The 23,776-nt window shown below is 65.9% G+C and carries 15 protein-coding genes, 4 tRNA genes and 1 pseudogene; 7 read left to right on the forward strand and 13 right to left on the reverse strand.

Features of this window, described 5'->3' with window-relative positions; translation table 11 throughout:
* Positions 1-74: 74 nt before the first annotated feature.
* Both EV666_RS07685 and EV666_RS07690 read right to left on the reverse strand, forming a co-directional pair.
* Positions 75-656: a NuoB/complex I 20 kDa subunit family protein gene (locus tag EV666_RS07685; protein WP_132005616.1), complete on the reverse strand. Its 582-nt coding sequence runs from the start codon at positions 654-656 to the stop codon at positions 75-77.
* A complete protein-coding gene (locus tag EV666_RS07690; protein ID WP_132005619.1) occupies positions 647-1,012 on the reverse strand; it encodes an NADH-quinone oxidoreductase subunit A in 366 nt (121 codons plus the stop codon). The genes EV666_RS07685 and EV666_RS07690 overlap by 10 nt, the downstream gene beginning before the upstream one ends.
* A gap of 845 nt (positions 1,013-1,857) precedes the next feature.
* Here EV666_RS07690 and EV666_RS07695 point away from each other — a divergent pair.
* Together EV666_RS07695 and EV666_RS07700 are read left to right on the forward strand one after the other, a co-directional pair.
* Positions 1,858-1,934 (forward strand) — tRNA-Asp (locus tag EV666_RS07695).
* Between the two features lie 82 nt (positions 1,935-2,016).
* Positions 2,017-2,093 (forward strand) — tRNA-Asp (locus EV666_RS07700).
* A 197-nt stretch (positions 2,094-2,290) separates the two neighbouring features.
* Here the strand turns inward: EV666_RS07700 and EV666_RS07705 are convergent.
* The 7 genes from EV666_RS07705 to EV666_RS07735 all read right to left on the reverse strand — a co-directional run bounded on the left by EV666_RS07705 (position 2,291) and on the right by EV666_RS07735 (position 10,502).
* Positions 2,291-2,366: transfer RNA gene (locus EV666_RS07705), tRNA-Val, on the reverse strand.
* Between the two features lie 545 nt (positions 2,367-2,911).
* On the reverse strand, positions 2,912-3,190 hold the full coding sequence (locus EV666_RS07710; protein ID WP_132005622.1) for an HU family DNA-binding protein: 279 nt from the start codon (positions 3,188-3,190) through the stop codon (positions 2,912-2,914).
* A gap of 275 nt (positions 3,191-3,465) precedes the next feature.
* On the reverse strand, positions 3,466-5,892 hold the full coding sequence (gene lon, locus EV666_RS07715; protein WP_132005625.1) for an endopeptidase La: 2,427 nt from the start codon (positions 5,890-5,892) through the stop codon (positions 3,466-3,468).
* Between the two features lie 328 nt (positions 5,893-6,220).
* On the reverse strand, positions 6,221-7,489 hold the full coding sequence (gene clpX / locus EV666_RS07720; protein WP_132005628.1) for an ATP-dependent Clp protease ATP-binding subunit ClpX: 1,269 nt from the start codon (positions 7,487-7,489) through the stop codon (positions 6,221-6,223).
* Between the two features lie 345 nt (positions 7,490-7,834).
* Positions 7,835-8,458 carry an ATP-dependent Clp protease proteolytic subunit gene (locus tag EV666_RS07725; protein ID WP_132005631.1) on the reverse strand — a complete coding sequence of 208 codons (624 nt, stop codon included), beginning with the start codon at positions 8,456-8,458 and terminating at the stop codon, positions 7,835-7,837.
* A 535-nt stretch (positions 8,459-8,993) separates the two neighbouring features.
* Positions 8,994-10,355, reverse strand: coding sequence for a trigger factor (tig, locus tag EV666_RS07730; protein ID WP_132005634.1), 1,362 nt, complete (start codon positions 10,353-10,355; stop codon positions 8,994-8,996).
* Between the two features lie 62 nt (positions 10,356-10,417).
* A tRNA-Leu gene (locus tag EV666_RS07735) sits at positions 10,418-10,502 on the reverse strand.
* Positions 10,503-10,791: 289 nt separating this feature from the next.
* Here EV666_RS07735 and EV666_RS07740 point away from each other — a divergent pair.
* Complete coding sequence (locus tag EV666_RS07740) at positions 10,792-12,204, forward strand: multicopper oxidase family protein (protein ID WP_165909929.1); 1,413 nt, start codon at positions 10,792-10,794, stop codon at positions 12,202-12,204.
* Between the two features lie 128 nt (positions 12,205-12,332).
* On the opposite strand, the gene EV666_RS07745 is transcribed toward EV666_RS07740, so the two are convergent.
* Together EV666_RS07745 and EV666_RS07750 are read right to left on the reverse strand one after the other, a co-directional pair.
* Positions 12,333-12,656: a hypothetical protein gene (locus EV666_RS07745; protein WP_132005640.1), complete on the reverse strand. Its 324-nt coding sequence runs from the start codon at positions 12,654-12,656 to the stop codon at positions 12,333-12,335.
* Positions 12,657-12,995: 339 nt separating this feature from the next.
* Entirely contained in the window at positions 12,996-14,528 is a 1,533-nt protein-coding gene (locus EV666_RS07750; RefSeq protein WP_132005643.1) for an NAD(P)H-hydrate dehydratase, read from the reverse strand.
* A 367-nt stretch (positions 14,529-14,895) separates the two neighbouring features.
* Here EV666_RS07750 and EV666_RS07755 point away from each other — a divergent pair, with 367 nt between their 5' ends.
* The 4 genes and pseudogenes from EV666_RS07755 to EV666_RS18870 all read left to right on the forward strand — a co-directional run.
* A complete protein-coding gene (locus EV666_RS07755) occupies positions 14,896-15,234 on the forward strand; it encodes a P-II family nitrogen regulator (RefSeq protein WP_132005645.1) in 339 nt (112 codons plus the stop codon).
* A gap of 102 nt (positions 15,235-15,336) precedes the next feature.
* On the forward strand, positions 15,337-16,749 hold the full coding sequence (gene glnA / locus EV666_RS07760) for a type I glutamate--ammonia ligase (protein WP_132005974.1): 1,413 nt from the start codon (positions 15,337-15,339) through the stop codon (positions 16,747-16,749).
* Positions 16,750-17,112: 363 nt separating this feature from the next.
* Positions 17,113-19,191 carry a DNA topoisomerase IV subunit B gene (parE, locus tag EV666_RS07765; protein ID WP_132005648.1) on the forward strand — a complete coding sequence of 693 codons (2,079 nt, stop codon included), beginning with the start codon at positions 17,113-17,115 and terminating at the stop codon, positions 19,189-19,191.
* A gap of 356 nt (positions 19,192-19,547) precedes the next feature.
* Positions 19,548-20,589: pseudogene (locus EV666_RS18870) on the forward strand (DEAD/DEAH box helicase); the annotation flags it as partial.
* A 1,781-nt stretch (positions 20,590-22,370) separates the two neighbouring features.
* Here the strand turns inward: EV666_RS18870 and EV666_RS07775 are convergent.
* Positions 22,371-23,219: an NUDIX hydrolase gene (locus tag EV666_RS07775; protein WP_165909930.1), complete on the reverse strand. Its 849-nt coding sequence runs from the start codon at positions 23,217-23,219 to the stop codon at positions 22,371-22,373.
* 107 nt (positions 23,220-23,326) lie between these two features.
* Positions 23,327-23,716 (reverse strand): HesB/IscA family protein, encoded by a 390-nt coding sequence (locus EV666_RS07780; protein WP_132005653.1) that lies wholly within the window; start codon positions 23,714-23,716, stop codon positions 23,327-23,329.
* Positions 23,717-23,776: the final 60 nt, after the last annotated feature.

Raw genomic sequence — 23,776 nt, forward strand, 5'->3', positions numbered from 1 at the left:
TTACAGCTGAAAGCTGGAGCCGCTTCCGGCTGCGTTGCCAGACCGGGGACATGGCCGCCGGCCAGGATCGTAATTCAGCGCTCGATCGTGCCCGTGCGGCGAATCTTCTTCTGCAACAGCAGAATGCCGTACAGAAGCGCCTCGGCCGTTGGCGGGCAGCCCGGCACATAGATGTCAACCGGCACCACCCGGTCGCAACCACGCACCACGGAATAGGAATAATGGTAGTAGCCGCCGCCGTTGGCGCACGACCCCATGGAAATGACGTAACGCGGCTCCGGCATCTGGTCGTAGACCTTGCGCAGCGCCGGGGCCATCTTGTTGCACAGGGTGCCGGCCACGATCATCACGTCCGACTGGCGTGGGCTGGCGCGGGGCGCGAAGCCGAAGCGCTCCACGTCATAACGCGGCATCGACGCCTGCATCATCTCCACGGCGCAACAGGCCAGACCGAAAGTCATCCACATCAGCGAGCCGGTGCGGGCCCACTGGATCAGCTCGTCGGTCGAGGTGACGAGGAAGCCCTTGTCGGCCAGCTCATCGTTGAGACCGCTAAAAAATGGATCATTGGAGCCGACAGGTTTTCCGGTCGCCGGATCAATGATTCCACGCGGAGCCGGCGCGATCGCCGGGGTGGAGTCGCCAATCAATCCCATTCGAGGGCTCCCTTGCGCCATTCATAGGCGAAACCGACCGTCAACACCCCGAGGAACGTCATCATCGACCAGAAGCCAAACGTACCCACTTCCCTGAAGCCAATGGCCCAGGGGAACAGGTAGGCGACCTCAAGGTCAAAGATGATGAAGAGAATGGCGACGAGATAGAAGCGGATGTCGAACTTCATGCGGGCGTCGTCAAACGCGTTGAAGCCACACTCATACGCCGACAGCTTTTCCGGGTCGGGGTTCTGGAACGCCACCAGGAACGGCGCAACCAGAAGCGCAAGTCCGATGACCAGTGAGACGCCTATGAACACCACAAGGGGAAGATAGTCGTTCAGCAAGCTGTGCATTCTGCACCCAATCCTTCGCGGCCGCCTGCGGCGCTCGCGCGTCGCTTTCACCCGGCAGATTCCGCTGCGTCCCGCTCCGGAAAACAGGGCCATCCCCGGCCCGCACCTTGGAACAGTTCGTAGCTGCGAGGGCAGGCTTAACGCAGGGGCCTGAACCGTGCAAGCCTCGCCTCGCAAAGTTCGTATTGTTGCAAATGCAACATAAACACGCCCTTTATGCAGGCGCGCCCGCCCCGCCTGAGCACGCCTGACGGAACAGTCCGCCGGAATCACGCCCGCCACCCGCAAACCCAATGCGAGTCAGGACATTGCTGACGCGCCGCGCCAATGCCAGCGCCGCCGTCGGGCCGTCGCCGCATGGCCCATGCCAGCGCAAGACGCCGCCCCAAGCCTTTCGACGCACCGCTGCCCCCTGCCTCATGCATGGCCTTGCCCACGTCACGCGGCCCTCACCCGGATCATTGCATGACGCCGCATTTGAGTCGCACGGACTGGCGGACGCGATCCAGCAGAAGCAGGCTTGCTGCCAGCTCTTCGCCCCTTTCTCGCCGGTGTTTAACGCCGCCGGCGCCGGGTTTGCGTGTCCAGGAGGGAGAAACCGGCGGGAGGAATGGCGCACAGGCTTGCCGCGACGTCCCACTAACCAACGCCGCCCAGGCAGAGTCGTTCACAGGCGATCGCAATTCGGGGCCGGAAAAAACAGCTATCCCGGCGTCAAATATATGAGCGCGCCCATATTCACCCTACTATCCACAGCGGCGGGCGCAGTTTGCCATGGATGCTCGCTTGACACCGCAAGAGGCGAACCTTAAACCCCCCATCACCGGCGGCCAAGACGCCAGTTCGGGGGTGTAGCTCAGTTGGTTAGAGCGCCGGCCTGTCACGCCGGAGGTCGCGGGTTCGAGTCCCGTCACTCTCGCCACTTTTCTTCTCCGGAAAGTTGGAAAGTGTTTGGCGCCAGTTGCTGGAGCTGGGTTAATCCCTGATTTCAGTATCCCGGTTTTGGGGGTGTAGCTCAGTTGGTTAGAGCGCCGGCCTGTCACGCCGGAGGTCGCGGGTTCGAGTCCCGTCACTCTCGCCACCCGGATATGGGTTGTGATCAAGCGCGGCTTTGCCGCGCTTTTTTGTTATTCACATCTGGTCCACGGGACACATGCCCGCCGCCCCGCGCAACACGGCGCAGCCGGTCCATCGGCGAACTGCGTGGGTCGCGCCTGCATCTTGTTGATTTGTGTAAGGGTCATGCGCCAGATCTGGCGGCGTGGTCGCGTGAGCGACTGGTGGGCGGTGACGGGCTCGAACCGCCGACCCTCTCGGTGTAAACGAGATGCTCTACCAACTGAGCTAACCGCCCCAACACTGTTGCATCCGGCATGGCCAGAACGAACCAGCGTCAGCCCTGTCATGGCCAGTCCAGCGACTGCGACATGGGCGCCTGCACCCTGCGAAACGCCGCAGAAGCAACTGGGCCTGCTCTACAGCATGGCGACGCCAAACGCCAGCCCAACCGCGAACCGGAAGGCCCCGCATGCCGCAGCGCGCGGGCCGCCTGTTGACAATCCCCTCCAGCCCGCTGCTTGCCGCCTCCGGTGGCCCCGCCGCCCGCCAGGCATCCACAAACGCGCGCCCGAAATTGCCCGGCCGCGCACGGCCGTTGCGGCGCGCGATTCGCCGGAGCGGACGGCGCGCGCATCGGTCCACGATCCCTGCCCGCTACCTGGGCGACAGGGCGAGCTTCACTCCCTGGCCGCCTCGTGTCCGCCAGGCGTGACCTCCACGAAAAGAGCCCGGATCTAGCGATCCGGGCTCCCGAACGAACGAAACGCTGTCGCCCCCGGCGCCGCGCCAGCCGTCCGGGCCGGGACGGAGGCGCCAGGTCTGGTGACGATGTCACCCACGTCACTTGCCGTTGACAGAATCCTTCAGGCCCTGGCCGGCCTTGAACTTCGGAGCCTTGGAAGCGGGAACATTGATGGTCTCGCCAGTGCGCGGGTTCCGCGCCGTGCCGGCCGCGCGGTCAGCCACCGAGAAAGTGCCGAAGCCAACAAGCTTGACCTCATCACCCTTCTTGAGGGCGTCCGTGATGGCGACGAAAACAGCCTCAACGGCCTCGCCAGCCTGGGCGCGGCTCAGGTCGGCCTGATCAGCGACGGCAGCAACAAGATCGCCTTTGTTCATCAATCGTCCTCCAGATGCGAATGGCGCGCCTCGCGCACATTCGTCGGGTTCAATACTCCAGCCTGCCATGCCGGTTACAAGAAACCTGGCCCACGGCCCGGCTCATGTTACGGTGAATTCCACGGGCCTCACCGTCCCATCTTTTGGTTTTGCCTGATAAGCCCCGGAGCGCAAGGCCCTGGCGGGGAGAAATGACGGCAATAAAACAAATTTTTCCGTTTCGTGAAGAAAAAAAGCCCCGGCATAGCGCCGGGGCCTCACGTGCTGATTACAGCTCAGTGGGCGATCACGCCGCCCGCCTCGCCTTCGACCCGGGGGGGAGCCACCGCTTCGTCCCCGGGGGCGGTCCACTCGATGGGCTCGAGCTTGCGAACCAGCGCATTGGCGAGCACCTGGTCCATGCGCGCCACCGGGATGATCTCCAGCCCGTTCTTCACGCTATCCGGGATCTCCGCCAGATCCTTGGCGTTGTCCTCCGGAATAAGGACCGTGCGGATGCCGCCGCGCAGCGCGGCCAGCAGCTTCTCCTTCAGACCGCCGATCGGCAGAACCCGACCACGCAACGTCACCTCGCCAGTCATGGCCACGTCCCGGCGAACCGGCACGCCGGTCATCACCGAAACAATGGCGGTCGCCATGGCGATGCCAGCGGACGGACCGTCCTTGGGCGTCGCGCCTTCCGGAACGTGCACGTGGATGTCACGCGCATCGAACAGCGGCGGCTTGATGCCCATCGACACCGACCGGGCCCGCACATAGGAAGCGGCGGCCGAGATCGACTCCTTCATGACGTCGCGCAGGTTGCCCGTCACCGTCATCTTGCCCTTGCCAGGCATCATGACGCCCTCGATGGTCAGCAACTCGCCGCCCACCTCGGTCCAGGCCAGGCCCGTCACCACGCCAACCTGGTCTTCCGCCTCGATCTCGCCATAGCGATACTTCGGCGCGCCGAGATACTGCTCCAGGCTGGTCGTCGTCACATCGACCGCCTCCGACTTGCCGAGGACGATGTCCTTCACGGCCTTGCGGATCAGGTTCGAGATCTCGCGCTCCAGGTTACGCACGCCCGATTCCCGGGTGTAGCGCCGCACCAGCAGCAGCAGGGCGTCGTCGGTGATCGTCCACTCCTTCTCCGACAGGCCATGCTTGACCAGGGCCTCGGGGATCAGGTGGCGACGGGCGATCTCCGTCTTTTCCTCTTCCGTATAGCCGGCGAGCCGGATGGTCTCCATACGGTCGAGCAGCGGACCCGGAATGTTCAGCGTATTGGCGGTGGTCACGAACATCACGCTGGAGAGGTCGTAGTCGACTTCCAGGTAGTGGTCGTTGAACGCCTTGTTCTGTTCAGGGTCCAGCACCTCGAGCAGCGCCGCGGACGGGTCGCCCCGGTAATCCTGACCCATCTTGTCGATCTCATCGAGCAGGATGAGCGGATTGGAGGTCTTCGCCTTCCGCATCGCCTGGATGATCTTGCCAGGCATGGAGCCGATATAGGTCCGCCGGTGACCGCGGATCTCGGCCTCGTCACGCACACCGCCGAGCGACACGCGCACGAACTCGCGACCCGTCGCCCTGGCGATGGACTTGCCGAGCGAGGTCTTGCCGACGCCGGGAGGGCCAACCAGGCACAGGATCGGTCCCGACAACTTGTTGGCGCGCTGCTGCACCGCCAGGTATTCGACGATGCGGTCCTTGACCTTGTCCAGGCCGAAGTGATCCGCGTCGAGCACCCGCTGCGCCTCGGCCAGATCCTTCTTCACCCGCGAACGCTTGTTCCACGGAATGCCGAGCATCCAGTCGAGATAGTTGCGCACCACGGTGGCTTCGGCCGACATCGGCGACATCTGCCGCAGCTTCTTCAGCTCGGCCATCGCCTTGTCGCGGGCCTCCCGTGACAGCTTGGTCTGGTTGATCTTCTCTTCCAGCTCCGCCAGTTCGTCGCGGCCGTCCTCGTCGCCCAGCTCCTTCTGAATGGCCTTCATCTGCTCATTCAGATAGTACTCGCGCTGGGTCTTCTCCATCTGCCGCTTGACGCGCGTGCGGATGCGCTTCTCGACCTGGAGAACCGAAATCTCGCTCTCCATCATGCCGAGAATCTTCTCGAGCCGCGCCGGGATCGACACGGTTTCGAGCAGCGCCTGCTTGTCAGCGATCTTCACGGCGAGGTGCGAGGCGACGGTGTCGGCCAGACGCGAGGGATCCTCGATCTGCGTCACCGCGGCGACGACCTCCGGCGAAACCTTCTTGTTGAGCTTCACATAGCTCTCGAATTCGTTCACGACCGAGCGGGCCAGGGCCTCGGCCTCGACCTTGTCGCCAGCCTCGTCGCCGAGCACCTCGGCGGTGGCTTCATAGAATTCGTCCGTGCGCAGATAGGAACGCACGCGCGCGCGGCCCGCGCCTTCCACCAGCACCTTCACGGTGCCGTCGGGCAGCTTGAGCAGCTGCAGAACGCTGGCGATCGCGCCAATCTCATGGATGGCCGATGTTTCCGGATCATCGTCGGCGGCGTTCATCTGCGTGGCCAGCAGGATGTGCCGGTCCGTCTTGACCACCTCCTCCAGAGCGCGGATTGACTTCTCACGCCCGACGAAAAGCGGGACGATCATGTGCGGGAACACGACAATGTCGCGCAGGGGCAAAACGGGATAGTCCGAAACGGTTCCCGGCGCCGCGGGCTGGCGAGGCTTCATGGTAGTCATGTGGCCCTTGTCCTTTCACTATCGTCCGCCCTCCCCCTTGGAGCGGCAGGCCGGGCGGACGGATTGCCCCCGGCGCTCAACTCCATGGGAGCATACACCGCAGGCGACGTTCGCCGCGCCTCCTGTTGAGCGCGCGACGGTGACGATGAACAGAAAGTGGTTCCGGGCGCCTTTTGTTTCAAGTCAGTGACGGCCCCGGCGCACAGATGATTTGGACGTCAGACCTGCACGGCGCGCATGGTTGTCGCGCTGCCCCCTGCGGGTCCGCCGCCTGACGCAGAACAGGCGCCCAACGGGGCGCCTGCCATGCCGATTAGACTGTCGGGCGTCAGGCCGAGGCCGTCGCGTTACTCTCCGCCCGGTCGGCGTAGATGAACAGCGGCCGCGCCTTGCCCTCCACCACCTCCGGTCCGATGACGACCTGCTCGACGCCCTCGAGCCCCGGCAGTTCGTACATGGTTTCAAGCAGGATGCCCTCAAGGATGGAGCGGAGGCCGCGCGCGCCGGTCTTGCGCTCGATGGCCTTGCGGGCGATCAGCGTCAGCGCGTCCTCGTGGAACGTCAGCTCCACGTTCTCCATCTCGAACAGGCGCTGGTACTGGCGCACCAGGGCGTTCTTCGGCTCCTGCAGGATCTTCTTGAGCGCCACCTCATCAAGGTCCTCGAGGGTGGCGATTACCGGCAACCGGCCGATGAACTCGGGGATCAGGCCGAACTTCAGCAGATCCTCGGGCTCGACCTCGCGGAATATCTCGCCGGTGCGGCGATCTTCGGGCGCGTGCACGGTGGCTCCGAAGCCAATCGACGTGCCCTTGCCGCGCGCCGTGATGATCCGCTCAAGCCCCGCGAAGGCGCCGCCGCAGATAAACAGGATGTTGGTCGTGTCCACCTGCAGGAATTCCTGCTGGGGATGCTTGCGACCGCCCTGCGGCGGCACGCTGGCGACCGTGCCCTCCATGATCTTCAGCAGCGCCTGCTGCACGCCCTCCCCCGACACGTCGCGGGTGATCGACGGATTGTCCGACTTGCGGGAAATCTTGTCGATCTCGTCAATGTAGACGATGCCGCGCTGGGCCCGCTCCACATTGTAGTCGGCGGCCTGCAGCAGCTTCAGGATGATGTTTTCGACGTCCTCACCCACGTAGCCGGCTTCGGTCAGCGTCGTCGCGTCGGCCATGGTGAACGGCACGTCGAGAATGCGCGCCAGCGTCTGGGCAAGCAGCGTCTTGCCCGAGCCGGTGGGCCCCACGAGCAGGATATTGGACTTGGCCAGCTCAACGTCGTTGTTCTTCAGCGCGTGGCTGAGCCGCTTGTAATGATTGTGCACGGCGACGGAGAGCACCTTCTTGGCGTGCTCCTGGCCGATCACGTAATCTTCCAGCACCTTGCTGATCTCACGCGGCGTCGGCACGCCGTCGCGCGACTTCACCAGCGACGACTTCGACTCCTCGCGGATGATGTCCATGCACAGCTCGACGCATTCATCGCAGATGAACACCGTCGGTCCGGCGATCAGCTTGCGGACCTCATGCTGGCTTTTGCCGCAGAAAGAGCAGTAAAGCGTGCTCTTGCTTTCGCTGCCTGTGGCCTTGCTCATGGTCCGTCTCCACTGCGACCGGCCGGAATGAAGCCGGCGGTCATGTCAAATCCTTGCCGGATCAGTCGCCGGCGCGCCCCTGCCGCAGCCGCGAGGGCGGCCGGAGCGCGAATGGCTGGTCCCTCGGGAGAATTTCCGGATCGTGTGATCCTTGCCCCCCTCCCGCATCCTGATCCGCTGCATGCGCATCAGGATCGAACCTGACCCGTAACAACAGGTTAACGTCGCCCGCCACCGACGCGCGACGCGGACATAAAACGTCACCCAAACATGGGGAACGCTGTCCGTCAATGCGAGCGGGGCCGTTTGTCGCGGACGCCCGCCCGCCGGTTTTCGTCAGCCCGATCAGGCCGGCAGGTCCGGGCGCTTCTCCAGAACCTGGTCGATCAACCCGAATTCCTTCGCCTTGTCGGCGGTCATGAAATTGTCACGCTCAAGCGCGTCCTCGATCGCCTGCAGCGACTGGCCGGTGTGCGTGACGTAGATCTCGTTGAGCCGGCGCTTCAGCGCCTCGATCTCACGGGCGTGGATCAGGATATCCGTCGCCTGCCCCTGATAACCGCCGGAAGGCTGGTGCACCATGATGCGGGCGTTCGGCAACGCGAAGCGCTGCCCCTTCTCACCGGCCGTCATGAGCAGCGAGCCCATGGAGGCGGCCTGGCCGACCACGAGGGTCGACACCGGACAGCGGATGAACTGCATGGTGTCGTAGATCGACAGACCCGAAGTCACCACGCCGCCAGGCGAATTGATGTAGAAGGAAATTTCCTTCTTCGGGTTTTCGGCCTCCAGGAACAGCAGCTGCGCCACGATCAGCGAGGCCGAATGGTCCTCCACCGGGCCGGTGAGGAAAATAATCCTCTCGCGCAGCAGGCGCGAATAGATGTCAAACGCCCGCTCTCCCCGGTTGGACGTCTCGATAACCATCGGCACCAGCGTGTTGGCGTAAACGTCCAACGGATCTCTCATGTCTCACACTCCAGGCGGCCGCGCGGGGCGGTCATTTTCGGGAGCATTTTCAGGCGAAGCGGAACGCCGCGCGTGAAGAAAATGCGACAAAACAAAACCATGAGGCAAAATTCCGGCCTGATCGGACCGGATTTTGCCCCGGGGGCGGCTCCGTCGCCGCTGGCGCCGACGGAACGGCGCCAGAAAACCCTGGCTTTGGGGGCGACCAGGCCCTGGGGGGACGGCCCCGGCCTGGGGAATACGCGGGCCCGGGAATCACCCCGAGCCAACGCCAGAATCTGGATGATGACTTTTCCCCGCCATTGTGGCGGAGGCAAGCCCTGCCGGCCTTTTCAAACGGTCAGCCGTCCGGCTGCGGGCGGCGTCTTCCGCAGTTATGCGCTGGCCGCCGTCACCGCAAGAGACGGGCCCGGCCACGTCCAGTCAGCTGGCGACGCCAATGCCGCCAGCATGCTGTATTCCAACGAAAAACGGCCAGGGAAAGCCCCTGGCCGCCGGATCGTCTGGCGCGACCGGCCGGCCGCGCGACAGGGAATCAGGCCTTGTCGGCGTCTTCTTCGTCTTCCTTGAACAGCTCTTCCTTGCTGACGGTCTTGTCCACAACCTTGGCCTGACCCAACAGGTGATCAACGACCTTCTCCTCGAAGATCGGCGCGCGCAGCTCAGCCAGCGCCTGCGGGTTCTTCTGGTAGAAGTCCCACACCATCTTTTCCTGGCCAGGGAACTGGCGGGCGCGGTCGATGAGCGCGCGGGTCAGTTCGTCCTCGGTGATCTTGATCTCGGCCTTGTCGCCGATTTCCGCCAGCACCAGACCGAGGCGCACGCGACGCTCGGCGATGCCCCGGTATTCCTCACGGGCGGCGTCTTCGGTGGTGCCCTCATCCTCGAAGCTGCGGTTGGCCTGCGCCATCTCGGCGGTCACGCCCTGCCACACGCCGTCGAACTCCTGCTGAACCAGGGTCGGCGGCAGTTCGAAGCTGTACAGCTTGTCGAGCGCGTCGAGCAGCTTGCGCTTCACCTTGCGGCGCGACTGGGCCTGGAAGTCAACGCCAATGCGCTCGCGCAGGGCGTTGCGCAGGGCCTCCAGATCGTCCATGCCGAACGACTTGCCCAGTTCGTCATTGACCAGGGCCTCGCCGCCAGCCTCGACCGAGATGACCTTGACGTCGAATTCAGCCGTCTTGCCGGCCAGATGCGCCGCCTGGTAGTCCTCGGGGAACGTCGCGGTGACGACCTTCTCGTCGCCGGCCTTGACGCCAACCAGCTGCTCTTCAAAGCCCGGAATGAACGAGCCCGAGCCGATCTCCACCGGCACGTCGTCGCCCGAACCGCCGGGGAAAGCCTCGCCGTCGATCTTGCCGACGAAATTGATGGTGACGCGGTCGCCGTCCCCGGCCGCCTCGCCTTCGGCGCGGGCGGTGAAGGTGCGGTTCTGCTTCGCCATGCGGGTCAGCGCGTCGTCCAGCTCGGCGTCGGTCACCTCGGCGACCTCACGCTCCAGCTCGACGCCGGAAACGTCGGCGATTTCAAAGGTCGGCAGGATTTCGAGCGCCACGGTGTAGGACAGGTCGGCCTTCGCGTCGATGACCGCGTCCACATCCTCGCGCGCTTCCGGCAGATTGACCTTCGGCTCCATGGCGAGGCGCAGGTTGTTCTCGGAAACGATCTGCTGGTTGGCCTCGTTGACGGCGTTCTGCACGATGTCAACCATGACCTGGCGACCGTAGGTGCGACGCATGTGCGTCATCGGCACCTTGCCCGGACGAAAGCCGTTGATGCGGACCTTGTCCTTCAGCGCGTTCAGCTCGTTGACAAGCCGGGTTTCGAGCTCGGAAGCGGGCACGACCACCTTGAATTCGCGCTTCAGTCCTTCGGAGTTGGTTTGGGTCGCCTGCATATTGAAACTCTGCTGTCCTGTCGCCCGTGAATCGGATTCCGGCCTGCTGGGTTGAAAGCACATGGTGCGGGCGGAGGGACTCGAACCCCCACGAGGTTACTCACTGGAACCTAAATCCAGCGCGTCTACCAGTTCCGCCACGCCCGCCCGCGACACGCCTGAAAGGCCGCCCTCTAAGGCCGAGGTCGCGGCTCTATATCACGCGTTGCGGATAACGCACCAAAAAAATACCCTGCCGCCGGGCTACAGACAGCCTGACGCCGGATGCCCGATCTCTAATCCACATAAAGCGCCCTGTGAACCACTTCAGGTTCTGCAAGGCGGCCTTTTTTGAGATTATGCGTTTGTTTCAAATTCTGAACCAGCACAGGCAGGCCGCAGGATGTCCCACCCTTTCGAACCACGCCCGCCGAATCCCGGTCGCCGACTGTTTTTCATGGGTTTCGCCGCGACCGTCCTGATGCTCCCCGCGCCAGCAGGCGCCAGGGAAGAGCAGGAGAAAGAAGAGCGGGAGAAAAAGGCCGATCGGGAAGGACAGCCCAAGGCAAGGGCGGCGGTCCGCCTGCGCGCCGCGCCGGGCAAACTGCGGCTGAAGCCCGAACCGGCGGCTGAAACAGCGACCCTCGCCTTTAATGACCGCATCCCCGGCCCGCTGCTCAGGGCGCGTCAGGGCGAGTCGCTTTCCCTCGAGCTTACAAACGGCCTCGATGAGCCGCTGTCGTTGCACTGGCATGGCGCGGGCGCGCCCAACGCCCTGGATGGCGTCGACGGCCTCACTGGCCCCGCCATCGCGCCCGGGGAAACGCGCGCGTCCGGCTTCACGGCCCGCCACGCCGGCCTGTTCTGGTACCGGCCGATGCGCATCGGCGCCGTTGGCCGACAGACCGGAAGCGGCCTCCACGGCGCCCTGATCGTCGATGAACCCGAACCCCCGGCGGTGGCGAAAGACATTCTGCTGACGCTGGATGACTGGGCGTTGACCGAAGACGCGCAACTCCGGCCGGATTTCGGCACGATCGCCGCCCGCGCCGGCGCCGGCCGCCTCGGCAACTGGCTGACACTGAATGGCGCCGCCCCGCCGCAGCGGGTAAACGTCGCGCCTGGCTCCCGCCTGCGCCTGCGCCTGCTGAACGCGGCCAACGCGCGCACCTTCGCCCTGGAGTTCAGCGGACTTGCCGCGCATGTCATCGGCGTCGACGGCCGGCCCTCGGCCGTGTTCACGCCAGCCCGCGACAGCCTGACCCTGCTGCCGGGCGGGCGCTACGACCTGATTGTCGAGGCTCCGGCGCAGCCAGGCGCCGGGGGCGCGTTGCAGGCGCGGCTTGGCGATGTGGGCGCCCCCCTGCTGGTGGTGGCGGCGACGGATGCGCCGCCCGCAAACGCCGCGCCCCCCATCACCGCCCTGCCCGCCAGCGATCTGCCGGCCGCGATCCGGCTGCAGGATTCGGTTCGCGCCGCCCTGGTTATCGCCGGCGGCGCCACGCCCGGCGCCCCCGAAACCGCCGCGCGCTTCACGGATCCGGCGCGCATCTGGACCGTCAACGGCCTCTCCTGGCCCGACGCCGCGAAAAAGCCGGCGTTCAGCGTCCGTTCGGGGCGTCCGGTGACGCTGGAGCTGAAGAACGCCACGCCCTGGATGCAGGTGCTGCACATCCACGGCCATCACGTGCGGCGCCTGCACAATCTGGATGACGGTTGGGAGCCATACTGGCTCGACGTCATCGCCATACCCGCCAACCAGACGTCACGGGTGGCGTTCGTCGCCGGTGAGCGGGGCAAATGGCTCATTGGCGCGTCCATCGCCGAGCGGCTCGACGGCGGCATGGCGGCCTGGTTTGAGGTCACCTGACCTGACCGCCCCGCCCCGCTCCCCCAACAAAACAAAAGGCCGGCGCGCGGCCGGCCTTTCGCGGAACATCGTTTCCCCGCCTCCGGGCTGGCCGGCGCGCTTCGCCTGCGCCGCGCCTGGAAAGCGCCTCAAAAGCCGCCGCCGACCCCCATGCCGCCGGTGCTGTTCATCATTGGCCGCACGCCGGAGCCGAAGTTGCGCACTTCCCGCCCGACGCCGGTCATGTCGATGTCGTCGCGCTCGATCTTGCGCATGGGCGCATTGAGGCCGCCGGCTGGCCGGCTGGCGGCTTTGGCTCCGCCCCTGGTCTTTGCCGGCGGCTTGACGTCAGCCGGCGCCTCCCAGTCGGGGGTGGCCGGAAGCTGCTGCGCGAACGCCGCCGGAGCCAGCGCCAGAGCGCCAACCGCCGCCGCGGCCGCGGACAGCCTGCGAATATATATGGACATGGACATACCCAGCTCCTGAACGCCGCACCGCCCGCCACGCGCCATTTTGCAAGGCCTGCGGACAGGCAATCACCGGATCATCCCGGCGCGCCAGCACGGCCGGCGGAACCCAACCGCCGTGTTCAACTCAATCAATGTGGCGACAGAATAACGCCAAAACCGGGCTGACGGCCAGCCCAGGCCACGCTCCTGTGCTCTGCCCCTATAAACCCGTCACGCTGTCGCGTCGCCGACCGCCAGCGCCGCCAGCCGGCAAAATCGAAGGCAGGCGCCCATTTCCGGCGAAGCCATCGCTGGCGCGAAGGCGCTGTCCCTGATGTGCGCGAGCACACATCAGGGCGCGCGTCAGCGCGCCGCGCCGGCCTGGGCCCCCTGTCGCAGCAGCCGCCGCAGCACGGCGGGAACCTGCTCTGGCAAATCCTCGGAAATCAGCCCTGGCCCGAACGCCTGCGCCGCCGCGCCATGAATCCACACCGCCGCCGCCGCCGCCTCGAAGCCTGGCATGCCCTGGGCCAGCAAACCGCCAACCAGCCCGGAGAGCACATCGCCGGAGCCGGCGGTGCCCAGCCACGGCGGCGCATTGTCATTGATGGCCGCCCGCCCGTCCGGCGCGGCGATGACCGTATCGGCGCCCTTGAGCACGACAATGGCGCCGGTCATGCGCGCCGCGGCCACGGCCCGCTCATATTTCGCGCCAACGTCCATTACCCCGGCCACGTCGCCAAACAACCGGGCGAACTCGCCATCATGCGGCGTCATGACCACCGGCGCGCCCTCTCCCGCCGCGATGACCGCCGCCAGACGCTCCGGCGCGCCAGCGAAACTGCTGATGGCGTCAGCGTCCATGACCAGCGCCCGCCCCCGCCGCGCCGCCGCCTCCACCCGCGCCGCCAGTTCCGGCCCCACGCCGCCGGCCGGGCCGAGGATCACTGCGTTGAAACGGGCGTCGTCCAGCAACCGGGCAAAATCGCCAGCGCCTTCCGCCTCGCGGATCATGATCGCCGTAAGATGCGCCGCATGCGCCCGGCATGCGTCGAGCCCCGCCGCGACCGTCGCCAGGCCGGCGCCGACGCGCAGGGCGCTGCGGGCGGCGAGCCGGATGGCGCCCGTCGACAGCGGGCCGCCGGAACCACACAGCACGTGGCCGCGCCGGTATTTGTGCGCCTCCAGCGACGGCGCCGGGAAGCTGGCCTGCCAGAGATCCGGCGAATTACGGAAAATTCCCCCTGCCACGCGGGCAATGGTCTCCGGCGCAATGCCAATATCGACGCAGGTCACGTCGCCGCACAGCAGCCGGCCGGGCAGCAACAGCTGCCCCGGCTTGCGGGCGGCGAAGGTCACCGTGGCGGCGGCGCGCACGCTGGCCGCCATCGCCTGGCCGCTGTCGGCGTTCAGCCCGCTCGGAACGTCCACCGCCAGCACCGGACGCCCGCTGGCGTTGAGACGCCGCGCCAGGTCCAGCGCCGCGCCGTCCAGCGGCCGGTTGAGGCCGGCGCCGAACAATGCGTCGATCACCAGGTCATAACCGGCGACATCGGCGTCGATGGCCACGGCCGCCCCACGCCCATGCGCCCAGTCGGCGGCCGCCCGGCCAGCGTCGGCGGTTGTCGCTGGCCCCAGCGGCGCCATCACGGCGACGTCGCGCCCTTCCGCCTGCAACAGCCGCGCCGCCACATAGCCGTCGCCGCCATTGTTGCCTGTTCCACAGATCACGAGAATCCGCGCCCCGGGCGCCGCCATGCGCCGCGCCGCCGCCGCCACGCCGCTTCCGGCCCGCGCCATCAGCTCGTGGCCGGGAACCCCGCTGGCGATGGTGATCCTGTCCGCCTCCGCCATCTGCGCCGCCCGCAGCAGATGCTCTCCCGACTGGCTGGCCATTGACCTCTCCCGGTGCGAATCTGCCCGCATCATACGCTCCATGCCTTGCGCAAACGCGCGCCTCCGCGCAGTGTTTCGCCAGAAAAGCACCGGCAGGGGGCAGCGACGGCGGAAAAAACCGCCCAAAAAGGGGCCAGATGCGTCAAAATGGCGTTTCAGCGACGCTATCGGCGTCATCAGGCTGCCCGAGGCCGCCGCCCTTGCCGTATTGACTATTTTTTAGGCGCAAAACGCTCACGAAAGCGGCGCCCGGGACTGAAGCAGGGCAACATGTCCGTTTCAATCGGACGCCGGCCAAGGCATAAAGCCCGGGAAGTCAGACACGGCCAGTTTTGCAGCCCGGACCCGGCGCCAAGGAGCGAGCCTCATGAAGAAGATCGAAGCGATCATCAAGCCCTTCAAGCTCGACGAGGTGAAGGAAGCGCTGCAGGACATTGGCCTGCAGGGCATCACCGTTATCGAAGCCAAGGGGTTCGGCCGGCAGAAGGGTCACACGGAACTCTATCGCGGCGCCGAATACGTGGTCGATTTTCTTCCCAAGGTGAAGATTGAGATCGTGCTGAACGACGACCAGGTCGAGCGCGCCGTGGAAGCGATCCGCAACGCCGCCCAGACTGGTCGCATCGGCGACGGCAAGATTTTCGTTTCGACCATCGAGGAAGCCATTCGCATCCGCACCGGCGAAACCGGGGCGGACGCCGTCTGACGCCAGAATTCGCCTGACGCCGGCAGTGGCGACGGGTTTTGCATTTTACCGCGCGGACCCCGAACGGGTCTGTCGCTCCAGTTGCAGGATAGGGGACTCATGATGACGAAGAGCGCTCAGGATGTGCTCAAGACCATCAAGGAAGAGGACATCAAGTATGTCGACTTCCGCTTTACGGATCCGCGCGGCAAGTGGCAGCACGTGACCTTCGACGTGTCGATGGTCGATGAGGACATGTTCGCCGACGGCACCATGTTCGACGGCTCCTCGATCGCCGGCTGGAAGGCGATCAATGAGTCGGACATGGTGCTGATGCCCGACCCCTCCACGGCCCAGCTTGATCCCTTCTTCGCCGCTCCGACCCTGTCGATCGTCTGTGACGTGCTTGAGCCTGGCACCGGCGAATCCTACAGCCGCGATCCGCGCGGCATCGCCCGCAAGGCCGAGGCGTTCCTCGCCTCCACGGGCATTGGCGACACCGTGTTCATCGGCCCGGAAGCCGAGTTCTTCGTCTTCGACGACGTCCGCTTCAAGGCTGACCCGTACAACACCGGCTTCAAGCTCGACTCCTCGGAACTGCCGACCAACGGCGACCGGGAGTATGAAGGCGGCAACATGGGTCACCGCATCCCCACCAAGGGCGGCTACTTCCCCGTGCCGCCGCTGGACAGCTGCCAGGACATGCGCGGCGAGATGCTCGCCGCCATGCAGTCGATGGGCGTGACTGTCGAGAAGCACCACCATGAGGTCGCCTCGGCCCAGCACGAACTTGGCACCAAGTTCAACACGCTGACGCTGACCGGCGACGAGATGCAGATCTACAAGTACTGCATCCACAACGTCGCCAACAGCTACGGCAAGACCGCGACCTTCATGCCGAAGCCGGTGTTTGGCGACAATGGCTCGGGCATGCACGTTCACCTGTCGATCTGGAAGGACGGCAAGCCGGTGTTCTCCGGCAACAAATACGCCGATCTCAGCCAGGAATGCCTGTGGTTCATTGGCGGCGTCATCAAGCACGCCAAGGCCCTGAACGCCTTCACCAACCCGTCGACCAACTCCTACAAGCGTCTGGTCCCCGGCTATGAGGCGCCCGTGCTGCTGGCCTACTCCGCCCGCAACCGCTCGGCCTCCTGCCGTATTCCGTGGACCAACAACCCGAAGGCCAAGCGCGTCGAGGTCCGCTTCCCCGACCCGACCGCCAATCCCTATCTGGCGTTCTCGGCCCTGCTGATGGCTGGTCTGGACGGCATCATCAACAAGATCGACCCCGGCCCGGCGATGGACAAGGACCTCTACGACCTGCCCCCGCGCGAGCTGAAGAAGATCCCGACCGTCTGCGGTTCGCTGCGCGAGGCCCTCGACTCCCTGCGCAAGGACAACGCCTTCCTCAAGGCCGGCGACGTCTTCACCCAGGACTTCATCGACAGCTTCATCGAGCTGAAGATGGCCGAGGTGATGCGCTTCGAAATGACCCCGCATCCGGTCGAATTCGAGATGTACTATTCCTGCTGATCCCCAGGGGTGACCCCAGGGCGTCGCGAACGGAAAGGCCGGGCCCGTCCCGGCCTTTCCGCATTTCCGGAGCGCCAGAAGCCCAGTTCCAGCCGCTGTGGAGGCGCACGACGGGTCCGGCCCGGCGGGCGCCGGCCAATCACGTCTTCTGGCGCATCATCTGGCGTTTTGGCCCCGCCCCGCAGGCGTGCTATGTTTCCCCGATCTCCGGCGCTCCCGCCGGAGCACGCTTTCCACCATGTTATTGCGCTGGACCGGTCAGGGTCCTGGTGAGTTCCGGCGGAAGCCGGTCATCGCTGCTTTCGTCATCTGGCGAAAAGCTGGCATATTCATGTGAGAACGAATCGGGATCAGATCAGATATATGTCGGACAGGGATGATCTTTTCGGCGGCGGCGCGCTGGCCCGCAAACCGGCTGGCGGCAAAGGCGCGGGCAGGAGCGCGCGGCTGGAAGCCCAGGCGGCGAAGCTGGCGCAATCGATCAAAACGGGAACCCCGGACGAAGCCGGTTACACCGCTGCGGCCATTGAAGTTCTCGAAGGGCTGGAGCCCGTTCGCCGCCGCCCCGGCATGTACATTGGCGGCACGGACGAAAAGGCGCTGCACCACCTGTTCGCCGAGGTGATCGACAACGCCATGGACGAAGCCGTCGCCGGCCACGCATCGTTCATCGAGGTGGAGCTGGAGGCAGGCGGCTTCATCAGGGTCATCGACAACGGCCGCGGCATTCCGGTTGATCCGCACCCCAAGTTCCCCGGCAAATCGGCGCTGGAGGTGATTCTCACCACCCTGCACGCCGGCGGCAAATTCGATTCCAAGGTTTACGAAACCTCCGGCGGCCTGCACGGCGTCGGTGTTTCGGTGGTGAACGCCCTGTCGGACGTGCTGGAGATCGAGGTGGCGCGCGGGCAGACGCTCTATCGCCAGACCTACAGCCGCGGCCTGCCCCAGACGGAGCTGGTCACCGTGGGCCGAGTCCAGAACCGGCGCGGCACGACCGTCCGTTTCCATCCGGATCCGGAGATTTTCGGCCCCGACGTCCAGTTCAGCCCGCGCCGGCTGTTCAAGATGGCGCGCTCCAAGGCCTATCTGTTCGGCGGCGTCGAGGTGCGCTGGAAATGCGCGCCGGCGCTGCTGGAAGGCGTGGAGCATGTGCCTTCCGAAGCGATTTTCCGCTTTCCCGGCGGTCTGAAGGATTATCTGGCGCGGGAAATCGACGGCGCGTCCCAGGTGGCGGACCAGATCTTCTCCGGCAAGATCGAGAAGGACGGCGGCCACGGCTCCGTCGAGTGGGCCGTGTCCTGGCTGGCCGACCAGGACGGCTTCATCCACTCCTACTGCAACACCATCCCGACCCCCGAGGGCGGCACGCACGAACAGGGCCTGCGCATGGCGCTGTTGCGCGGCCTGCGCGAGCACGCCGAGCGCATTGGCCAGCAGAAGCGCGCCGCCCACCTCACCGCCGACGACATCATGGCCACCTGCGCCGCCCTGCTCTCGGTATTCGTGCGCGAGCCCGAATTTCAGGGCCAGACCAAGGACAAGCTCGCGACCAGCGAGGCGGTGCGCATCGTCGAGAGCGCCGTGCGCGACGCCTTCGATCACTGGCTGGCGGCGGCGCCGCAGCAGGCGTTGCGCCTGCTGGAATGGACCATCGAACGCTCCGAAGAGCGCATGCGGCGCCGGCAGGAAAAGGAGGTTGCCCGCAAGAGCGCCACCCGGCGCCTGCGCCTGCCAGGAAAGCTCGCGGACTGCACCCTGGCCGGGGCGGCTGGCTCCGAACTGTTCATCGTCGAGGGCGATTCGGCGGGCGGCAGCGCCAAGCAGGCGCGCGACCGGCGCACCCAGGCGGTGCTGCCCCTGCGCGGCAAGATCCTCAACGTGGCCTCCGCCGGACGCGACAAGCTGGCGTCAAACCAGCAGCTTTCCGACCTGTCGCAGGCGCTGGGCTGCTCCGCCGGCGCGCAATATCGCGACAGCGAGCTGCGTTACGACAAGGTCATCATCATGACGGACGCGGACGTCGACGGCGCCCACATCGCGTCATTGCTGATCACGTTCTTCTACCGGCAGATGCCGAAACTGATCGACAACGGTCATCTTTATCTGGCCGTGCCGCCTCTCTACCGCATCACCTCGGGCAACAAGACGCTTTACGCCCGGGATGAAGCAGAGCGTGATAAAATCATCACCCGCGATTTCAAGGGCAAGAAGGTGGATGTTGGCCGCTTCAAGGGCCTGGGCGAGATGATGGCGGCCCAGCTGAAGGAGACCACCATGGACCCCGCCCGGCGCACGCTGCTGCGCGTGCAGGTGGAGGATGAAGGCCGTCCCCAGACGTCCGACGCCATCGACCGGCTGATGGGTAACAAACCGGAAGCGCGCTTTGCCTTTATTCAGGAGCGCGCCGCCTTCGCCGATGAGGCGGGGCTCGACATCTGACGGCTGGGCGCCTGGGGCGCGCCACGCCCTGCCCGGCCGGGGTTCACCGCATGGCGGCGGACGCATCCGGCCACCAGAAAACCGGACGACGGCGTGAGCGCGGCGCCGGACATGCGCGCGCCTCGCAGGCTGGCGGCCCAGGCCGCCGCCGGACTGTTGCGCGCAGTTCGCCTCATGTGACCAGCGCGCCGCGAATATTGCCAATCTGGACCACGGTTTTGCGATATCCGTTGACAAGACATGCGTTCATACCATAGTCCGCAAGACGCTGCGCCCCCTGGGTTGCTGGCATCCGGCCAGCGATCTCCTTTTCGCGCCTGTCATTTTGACGGCCCGCAGACGTTCTCAACGGACCCATGGCATTTTCTGACCTCGGCCTCAGCGGCAAAGTCCTCCAAGCAGTTGAAAGCTCCGGCTACACGCAGCCGACGCCCATTCAGGCTGAGGCTATCCCGCATGTACTGGCGCGCCGCGACGTGCTCGGCATCGCCCAGACCGGCACGGGCAAAACCGCGGCCTTCACGCTGCCCATGCTCACCCTGCTGGAAACCGGCCGGGCCCGCGCGCGCATGCCGCGCACCCTCATCCTGGAGCCGACGCGCGAGCTTGCGGCGCAGGTCGAGGAAAGCTTCATCAAATATGGCGTTCACCACAAGCTGAACGTGGCGCTGCTCATCGGCGGCGTGTCGTTTGCCGATCAGGACGCCAAGATCACCCGGGGCGTTGACGTCCTGATCGCCACGCCTGGCCGTCTGCTCGACCACTTCGAACGCGGCAAGCTGCTGCTCAGCGGCATCGAGGTGCTGGTCATCGACGAAGCGGACCGCATGCTCGACATGGGGTTCATTCCTGATATCGAGCGCATCTGCAAAATGGTGCCGTTCACCCGTCAGACCCTGTTTTTCTCGGCCACCATGCCGCCGGAAATCCAGAACCTCGTCGACAACTTCCTCAGCAACCCTGCGCGCGTCGAGGTGGCCCGCGCCTCCTCCACCGCCAGCACGATCACCCAGCTGGCCGTGGCGTCCGGCTCCGAGGCGTCGCAGAAGCGCAAAACCCTGCGGCGGCTGATTCGCGACGCTGACGAGCTGAAGAACGGCATCATCTTCTGCAATCGCAAGCGTGACGTCGCCGTGGTGCAGCGCTCACTGGAGAAACACGGCTTTTCCGTCGTCGCCCTGCACGGCGACATGGACCAGCGTTCGCGCATGCAGGCGCTGGACCGGTTCCGCAACAACGACGTGCAATTGCTGGTGGCCAGCGACGTCGCCGCCCGCGGCCTCGACATTCCCGATGTGAGCCACGTGTTCAACTACGATACGCCGCATCACGCCGAGGACTACGTCCACCGCATTGGCCGCACCGGCCGCGCCGGCCGCAAGGGAACGGCCTACACGATCATCACGCCCGACGATTCGAAAAGCGCCGCCGCCATTGTCGCCATGACCGGCAAGGACTTCGAATGGCTCGGCCCCTCGCTTGAGGAATCAGGCATTGCCAGTGAGGACGACGGCGCTTCACGCGATCGCCGTCATGATCGCCGCCGGGGCAAGGACAGCAAGGATGGCCGGCCTGGCCGGGACGGCCGTCGTCAGGAGAGTGGTGAGGCCGAAGAGGCTCAGGCCGCGCGTCCGGCAGAGACACGTCAGGCCGAACCGCGCCGGCAGGAAGCCCGGCCTCACGAGCCGCGTCAGGATAGCCGGCGTGATCAGCGCGGCGAGCCACGTCATGATGCGCGTAACGGCGGGCGCAACGGCCAGCGGGACGACCGGCGTGGACGCGGCCGTCAGGAGCGCGACGAGCCATCGCCGCCCGGCTTCGGCGAGCACACGCCCGCTTTCATGCTGGTGAAGGCCACGCCAAAACGCCGCGCCGGCAAGCAGCCCGAAACCCAGGCTGCTGAAGCACGGCGTGACGCCGGTCCTGTGACCCCCGTCGCCATTACGCCTGTCAATGAAGCGCCAGTCGTGACGGCCGCCGCGCGTGAGGACGCGCGCGTTCAGGACGGCGGCCCGGAGACCAACCCCGAACGCGGCGAGCGCCGAAAACGTGATCGCCGGCGTCGTGGACGCCGCGAGAATGCGGCGCCGGAGGCCGTCACCGGGACCGCGGCTGGTACGGACCAGGCCACCGCGATCACCGCGGCAGCGGAGACGCCGGCGGCGCCGGAGGTCATTGCCGCGCCTGTGGACACCCCGACTTCTGAAGTCGCTGCTGACGCTGCAGCCGTGACAGGGGCGGCGCCGGACAATGCCGGGGCAACTGAAGCCGCCGCTGAAAAGCCCAAACGCAAGCGCGCGGCGCGCAAAACCGCTGATGAGCCTCCGGCTACGGCGGCGGAAACCAGAGCTGCTCCCGCCAAACCCGCGCGTTCGCGCAGCCGGAAGGCGGCCGCTGCCGTGGCGCCGGATGCCGCTGTCAGCTCTGAGGCCACGCCGGCCATCGTCGCAGCAGATGAGCCTGCGCCGGCTGCGGAAGAGAGCAAGCCAGCGGCAAGGAAGCGTGCGCCCCGGAAGGCTGCTGCTGAAAAGCCTGCGACTGACAAGGACGCCGCCGGCAAATCGCCGGCAGCCAAAGCCGCCGTGGCAAAGCCCACGGCCCCGAAGAAGGCAGGTACGCGCAAGAAGGCGACCGGCGAAGCCACTCCGGTTGAGACGCCTGTCGCCGCTGCGCCAGAGCCTCCGGCCGATGCGGAGCCCGCCAGGGCAACCCGCCCCGCCCGCACCCGCACCCGGCGCAGCGCCCGGTCCACGCGCAGCGCCGAGAATCCGGCGGGCGAGGAGGCCGATGTCTGACAGGCGTCGGCCGGCCAGATCGCCTCAGAAAAAAAGAAAACCGCCCGCGACGCCGCCGGGCGGTTTTTTTGTGGCGAGATGGGCTGGCTCAAAAGAACACGCCGCGGAGGCCCTGGGCGTCGTCGGGAAAAGCGGCCCGCGTTTCGGGAAGACAATCAGCTGGATTGAAGTGAGGGCGCATTTTTCGGGAAGTGGTTCTCGCCGAAAACGCCCCGGCCCTGTCGGCGCGCTGGCGGGGCCATCCCGGATCAGGGCCACGGCGGCCAGATCCGGGTTGCTGATGGACAAAGTCCGTGACGTCCTGACGTCCACGCCCCGTCCAAATGGCAACGCCCGCAGTATCTGCGGGCGCCACACTCAGGCGTCAGTTTACATATAGCCCGCTCAGGCCTTCACCTTGAACCGGGAGCCGCCATATCCGGCCTCTTCCGGTATGTGCAGGTGCACGCCTTCGTCGGATTTCTTCAGCACCGGCAGCACTGTCACGATATTGTCGGCGCGGGTTGCGGCGAAGGCCTCGTCAGCGCTGCGGAACTGCGCCATCTTGAACAGGTTGCGCTCGGTCGGGAAGATCACCGTGTACTTGCCCGAGGCCGCGCCATCCAGCGCCTCCTGGGCGGTGAGCCACACCGAGTCCACGGCCTCGTGCCCATCGTGCAGGGCAAGCTGGTCATCGGGCGCCACGGCCAGGAAGAACCAGGTGTCAAAACGCTTGGGCATGCCTTCCGGCGTGATCCAGTGCGCATAGGGGATCATGGCGTCGGTGGCCAACACCAGCCCTTCCTGCGTCAGCAGGTCGAGGAAGGAGAGCGAGCCGTCGTTGAGGCCGGCGCGCCATTTTTGCTCGATCGGCGCCAGTTCAGCCGCCGGCAGCAGGTTGGCCGCGCCAGGGCGGCGCGCCAGCAGCACGCCGCACTCCTCAAACGCCTCGCGGATCGCGGCGATGCGGAAGGCCAGCAGCTCCACGTCGCTGACGCCGCAGGGCGCGCACAAATCCGCGTTGGCGGCGATAGCCTCGTCGGCCTTGTCCAGACTGCCGCCCGGGAAAACCAGGGCGCCAGAGGCAAAATCGATCTGGTGATGGCGCACGACCATGAAGGCTTCAACGCCATCGGTTCGATCGCGCAGCAGCACCACGGTCGCGGCCTTGCGAAACCGCGAGGGACCGCCGCCTTCCAGCGTCTTCAGCAGCGCCGCGTCATGAGATGTGTTGGGTGAGGTTGATGTCGTCATGGCGCGAGGATTGCCGGTTTTGCGCCAGTACGCAACGGTACGGCCGGCATGAAAGTCGGTCAGCCCGCGCTTTCCCCGCATGGCTGGAGCACGCCGCTGGCCCGCCCCTAACGGGAGGCGGCCGCCTGGGCCGTCGCGCCCGCCGGAACGATGGAAACCGACTCGCCGCAACCGCAGGCGGAAATCTGGTTCGGATTGTTAAAAACGAACTGCGACGACAACCGGTCGGTTTTAAAATCCATCTCCGTGCCGAGCAGGAACATCACCGCGCCCGGATCCACAAAGATGCGGACGCCCTTGTCCTCCACCACTTCGTCTTTCGGGTTGATGTCGCGGGCGTAATCCATGGTGTATTCCATGCCGGCGCAGCCGCCCTTGCGCACGCCGACGCGCACCCCGGCGATGGGATCGGACGAGTTGGCCATGATCTCGCGCACGCGCGCCGCGGCGGCGTCGGAAATCTTCATGATCTGCATGGGCGAAGCTGAACTGGCCATATTTCCTGAACCTTTGCTTGCGCCGGGGGGCGCTTCCGGCAGGAAGCGCGAACGCCAGCG

The sequence above is a fragment of the Camelimonas lactis genome, from assembly GCF_004342915.1.
Taxonomy (GTDB): Bacteria; Pseudomonadota; Alphaproteobacteria; order Rhizobiales; family Beijerinckiaceae; genus Camelimonas; species Camelimonas lactis.

Bases quoted from the DNA above. Each gene is read 5' to 3' on its own strand.
- EV666_RS07755 (WP_132005645.1), top strand. From the start codon at position 14,896: ATGAAGAAGATCGAAGCGATCATCAAGCCCTTCAAGCTCGACGAGGTG.
- glnA (WP_132005974.1), top strand. From the start codon at position 15,337: ATGACGAAGAGCGCTCAGGATGTGCTCAAGACCATCAAGGAAGAGGAC.
- EV666_RS07750 (WP_132005643.1), bottom strand. From the start codon at position 14,528: ATGGCCAGCCAGTCGGGAGAGCATCTGCTGCGGGCGGCGCAGATGGCG.
- EV666_RS07780 (WP_132005653.1), bottom strand. From the start codon at position 23,716: ATGGCCAGTTCAGCTTCGCCCATGCAGATCATGAAGATTTCCGACGCC.
- EV666_RS07740 (WP_165909929.1), top strand. From the start codon at position 10,792: ATGGGTTTCGCCGCGACCGTCCTGATGCTCCCCGCGCCAGCAGGCGCC.
- EV666_RS07725 (WP_132005631.1), bottom strand. From the start codon at position 8,458: ATGAGAGATCCGTTGGACGTTTACGCCAACACGCTGGTGCCGATGGTT.
- parE (WP_132005648.1), top strand. From the start codon at position 17,113: ATGTCGGACAGGGATGATCTTTTCGGCGGCGGCGCGCTGGCCCGCAAA.
- EV666_RS07775 (WP_165909930.1), bottom strand. From the start codon at position 23,219: ATGACGACATCAACCTCACCCAACACATCTCATGACGCGGCGCTGCTG.
- EV666_RS07685 (WP_132005616.1), bottom strand. From the start codon at position 656: ATGGGATTGATTGGCGACTCCACCCCGGCGATCGCGCCGGCTCCGCGT.
- clpX (WP_132005628.1), bottom strand. From the start codon at position 7,489: ATGAGCAAGGCCACAGGCAGCGAAAGCAAGAGCACGCTTTACTGCTCT.
- tig (WP_132005634.1), bottom strand. From the start codon at position 10,355: ATGCAGGCGACCCAAACCAACTCCGAAGGACTGAAGCGCGAATTCAAG.
- EV666_RS07690 (WP_132005619.1), bottom strand. From the start codon at position 1,012: ATGCACAGCTTGCTGAACGACTATCTTCCCCTTGTGGTGTTCATAGGC.
- EV666_RS07710 (WP_132005622.1), bottom strand. From the start codon at position 3,190: ATGAACAAAGGCGATCTTGTTGCTGCCGTCGCTGATCAGGCCGACCTG.
- lon (WP_132005625.1), bottom strand. From the start codon at position 5,892: ATGACTACCATGAAGCCTCGCCAGCCCGCGGCGCCGGGAACCGTTTCG.
- EV666_RS07745 (WP_132005640.1), bottom strand. From the start codon at position 12,656: ATGTCCATGTCCATATATATTCGCAGGCTGTCCGCGGCCGCGGCGGCG.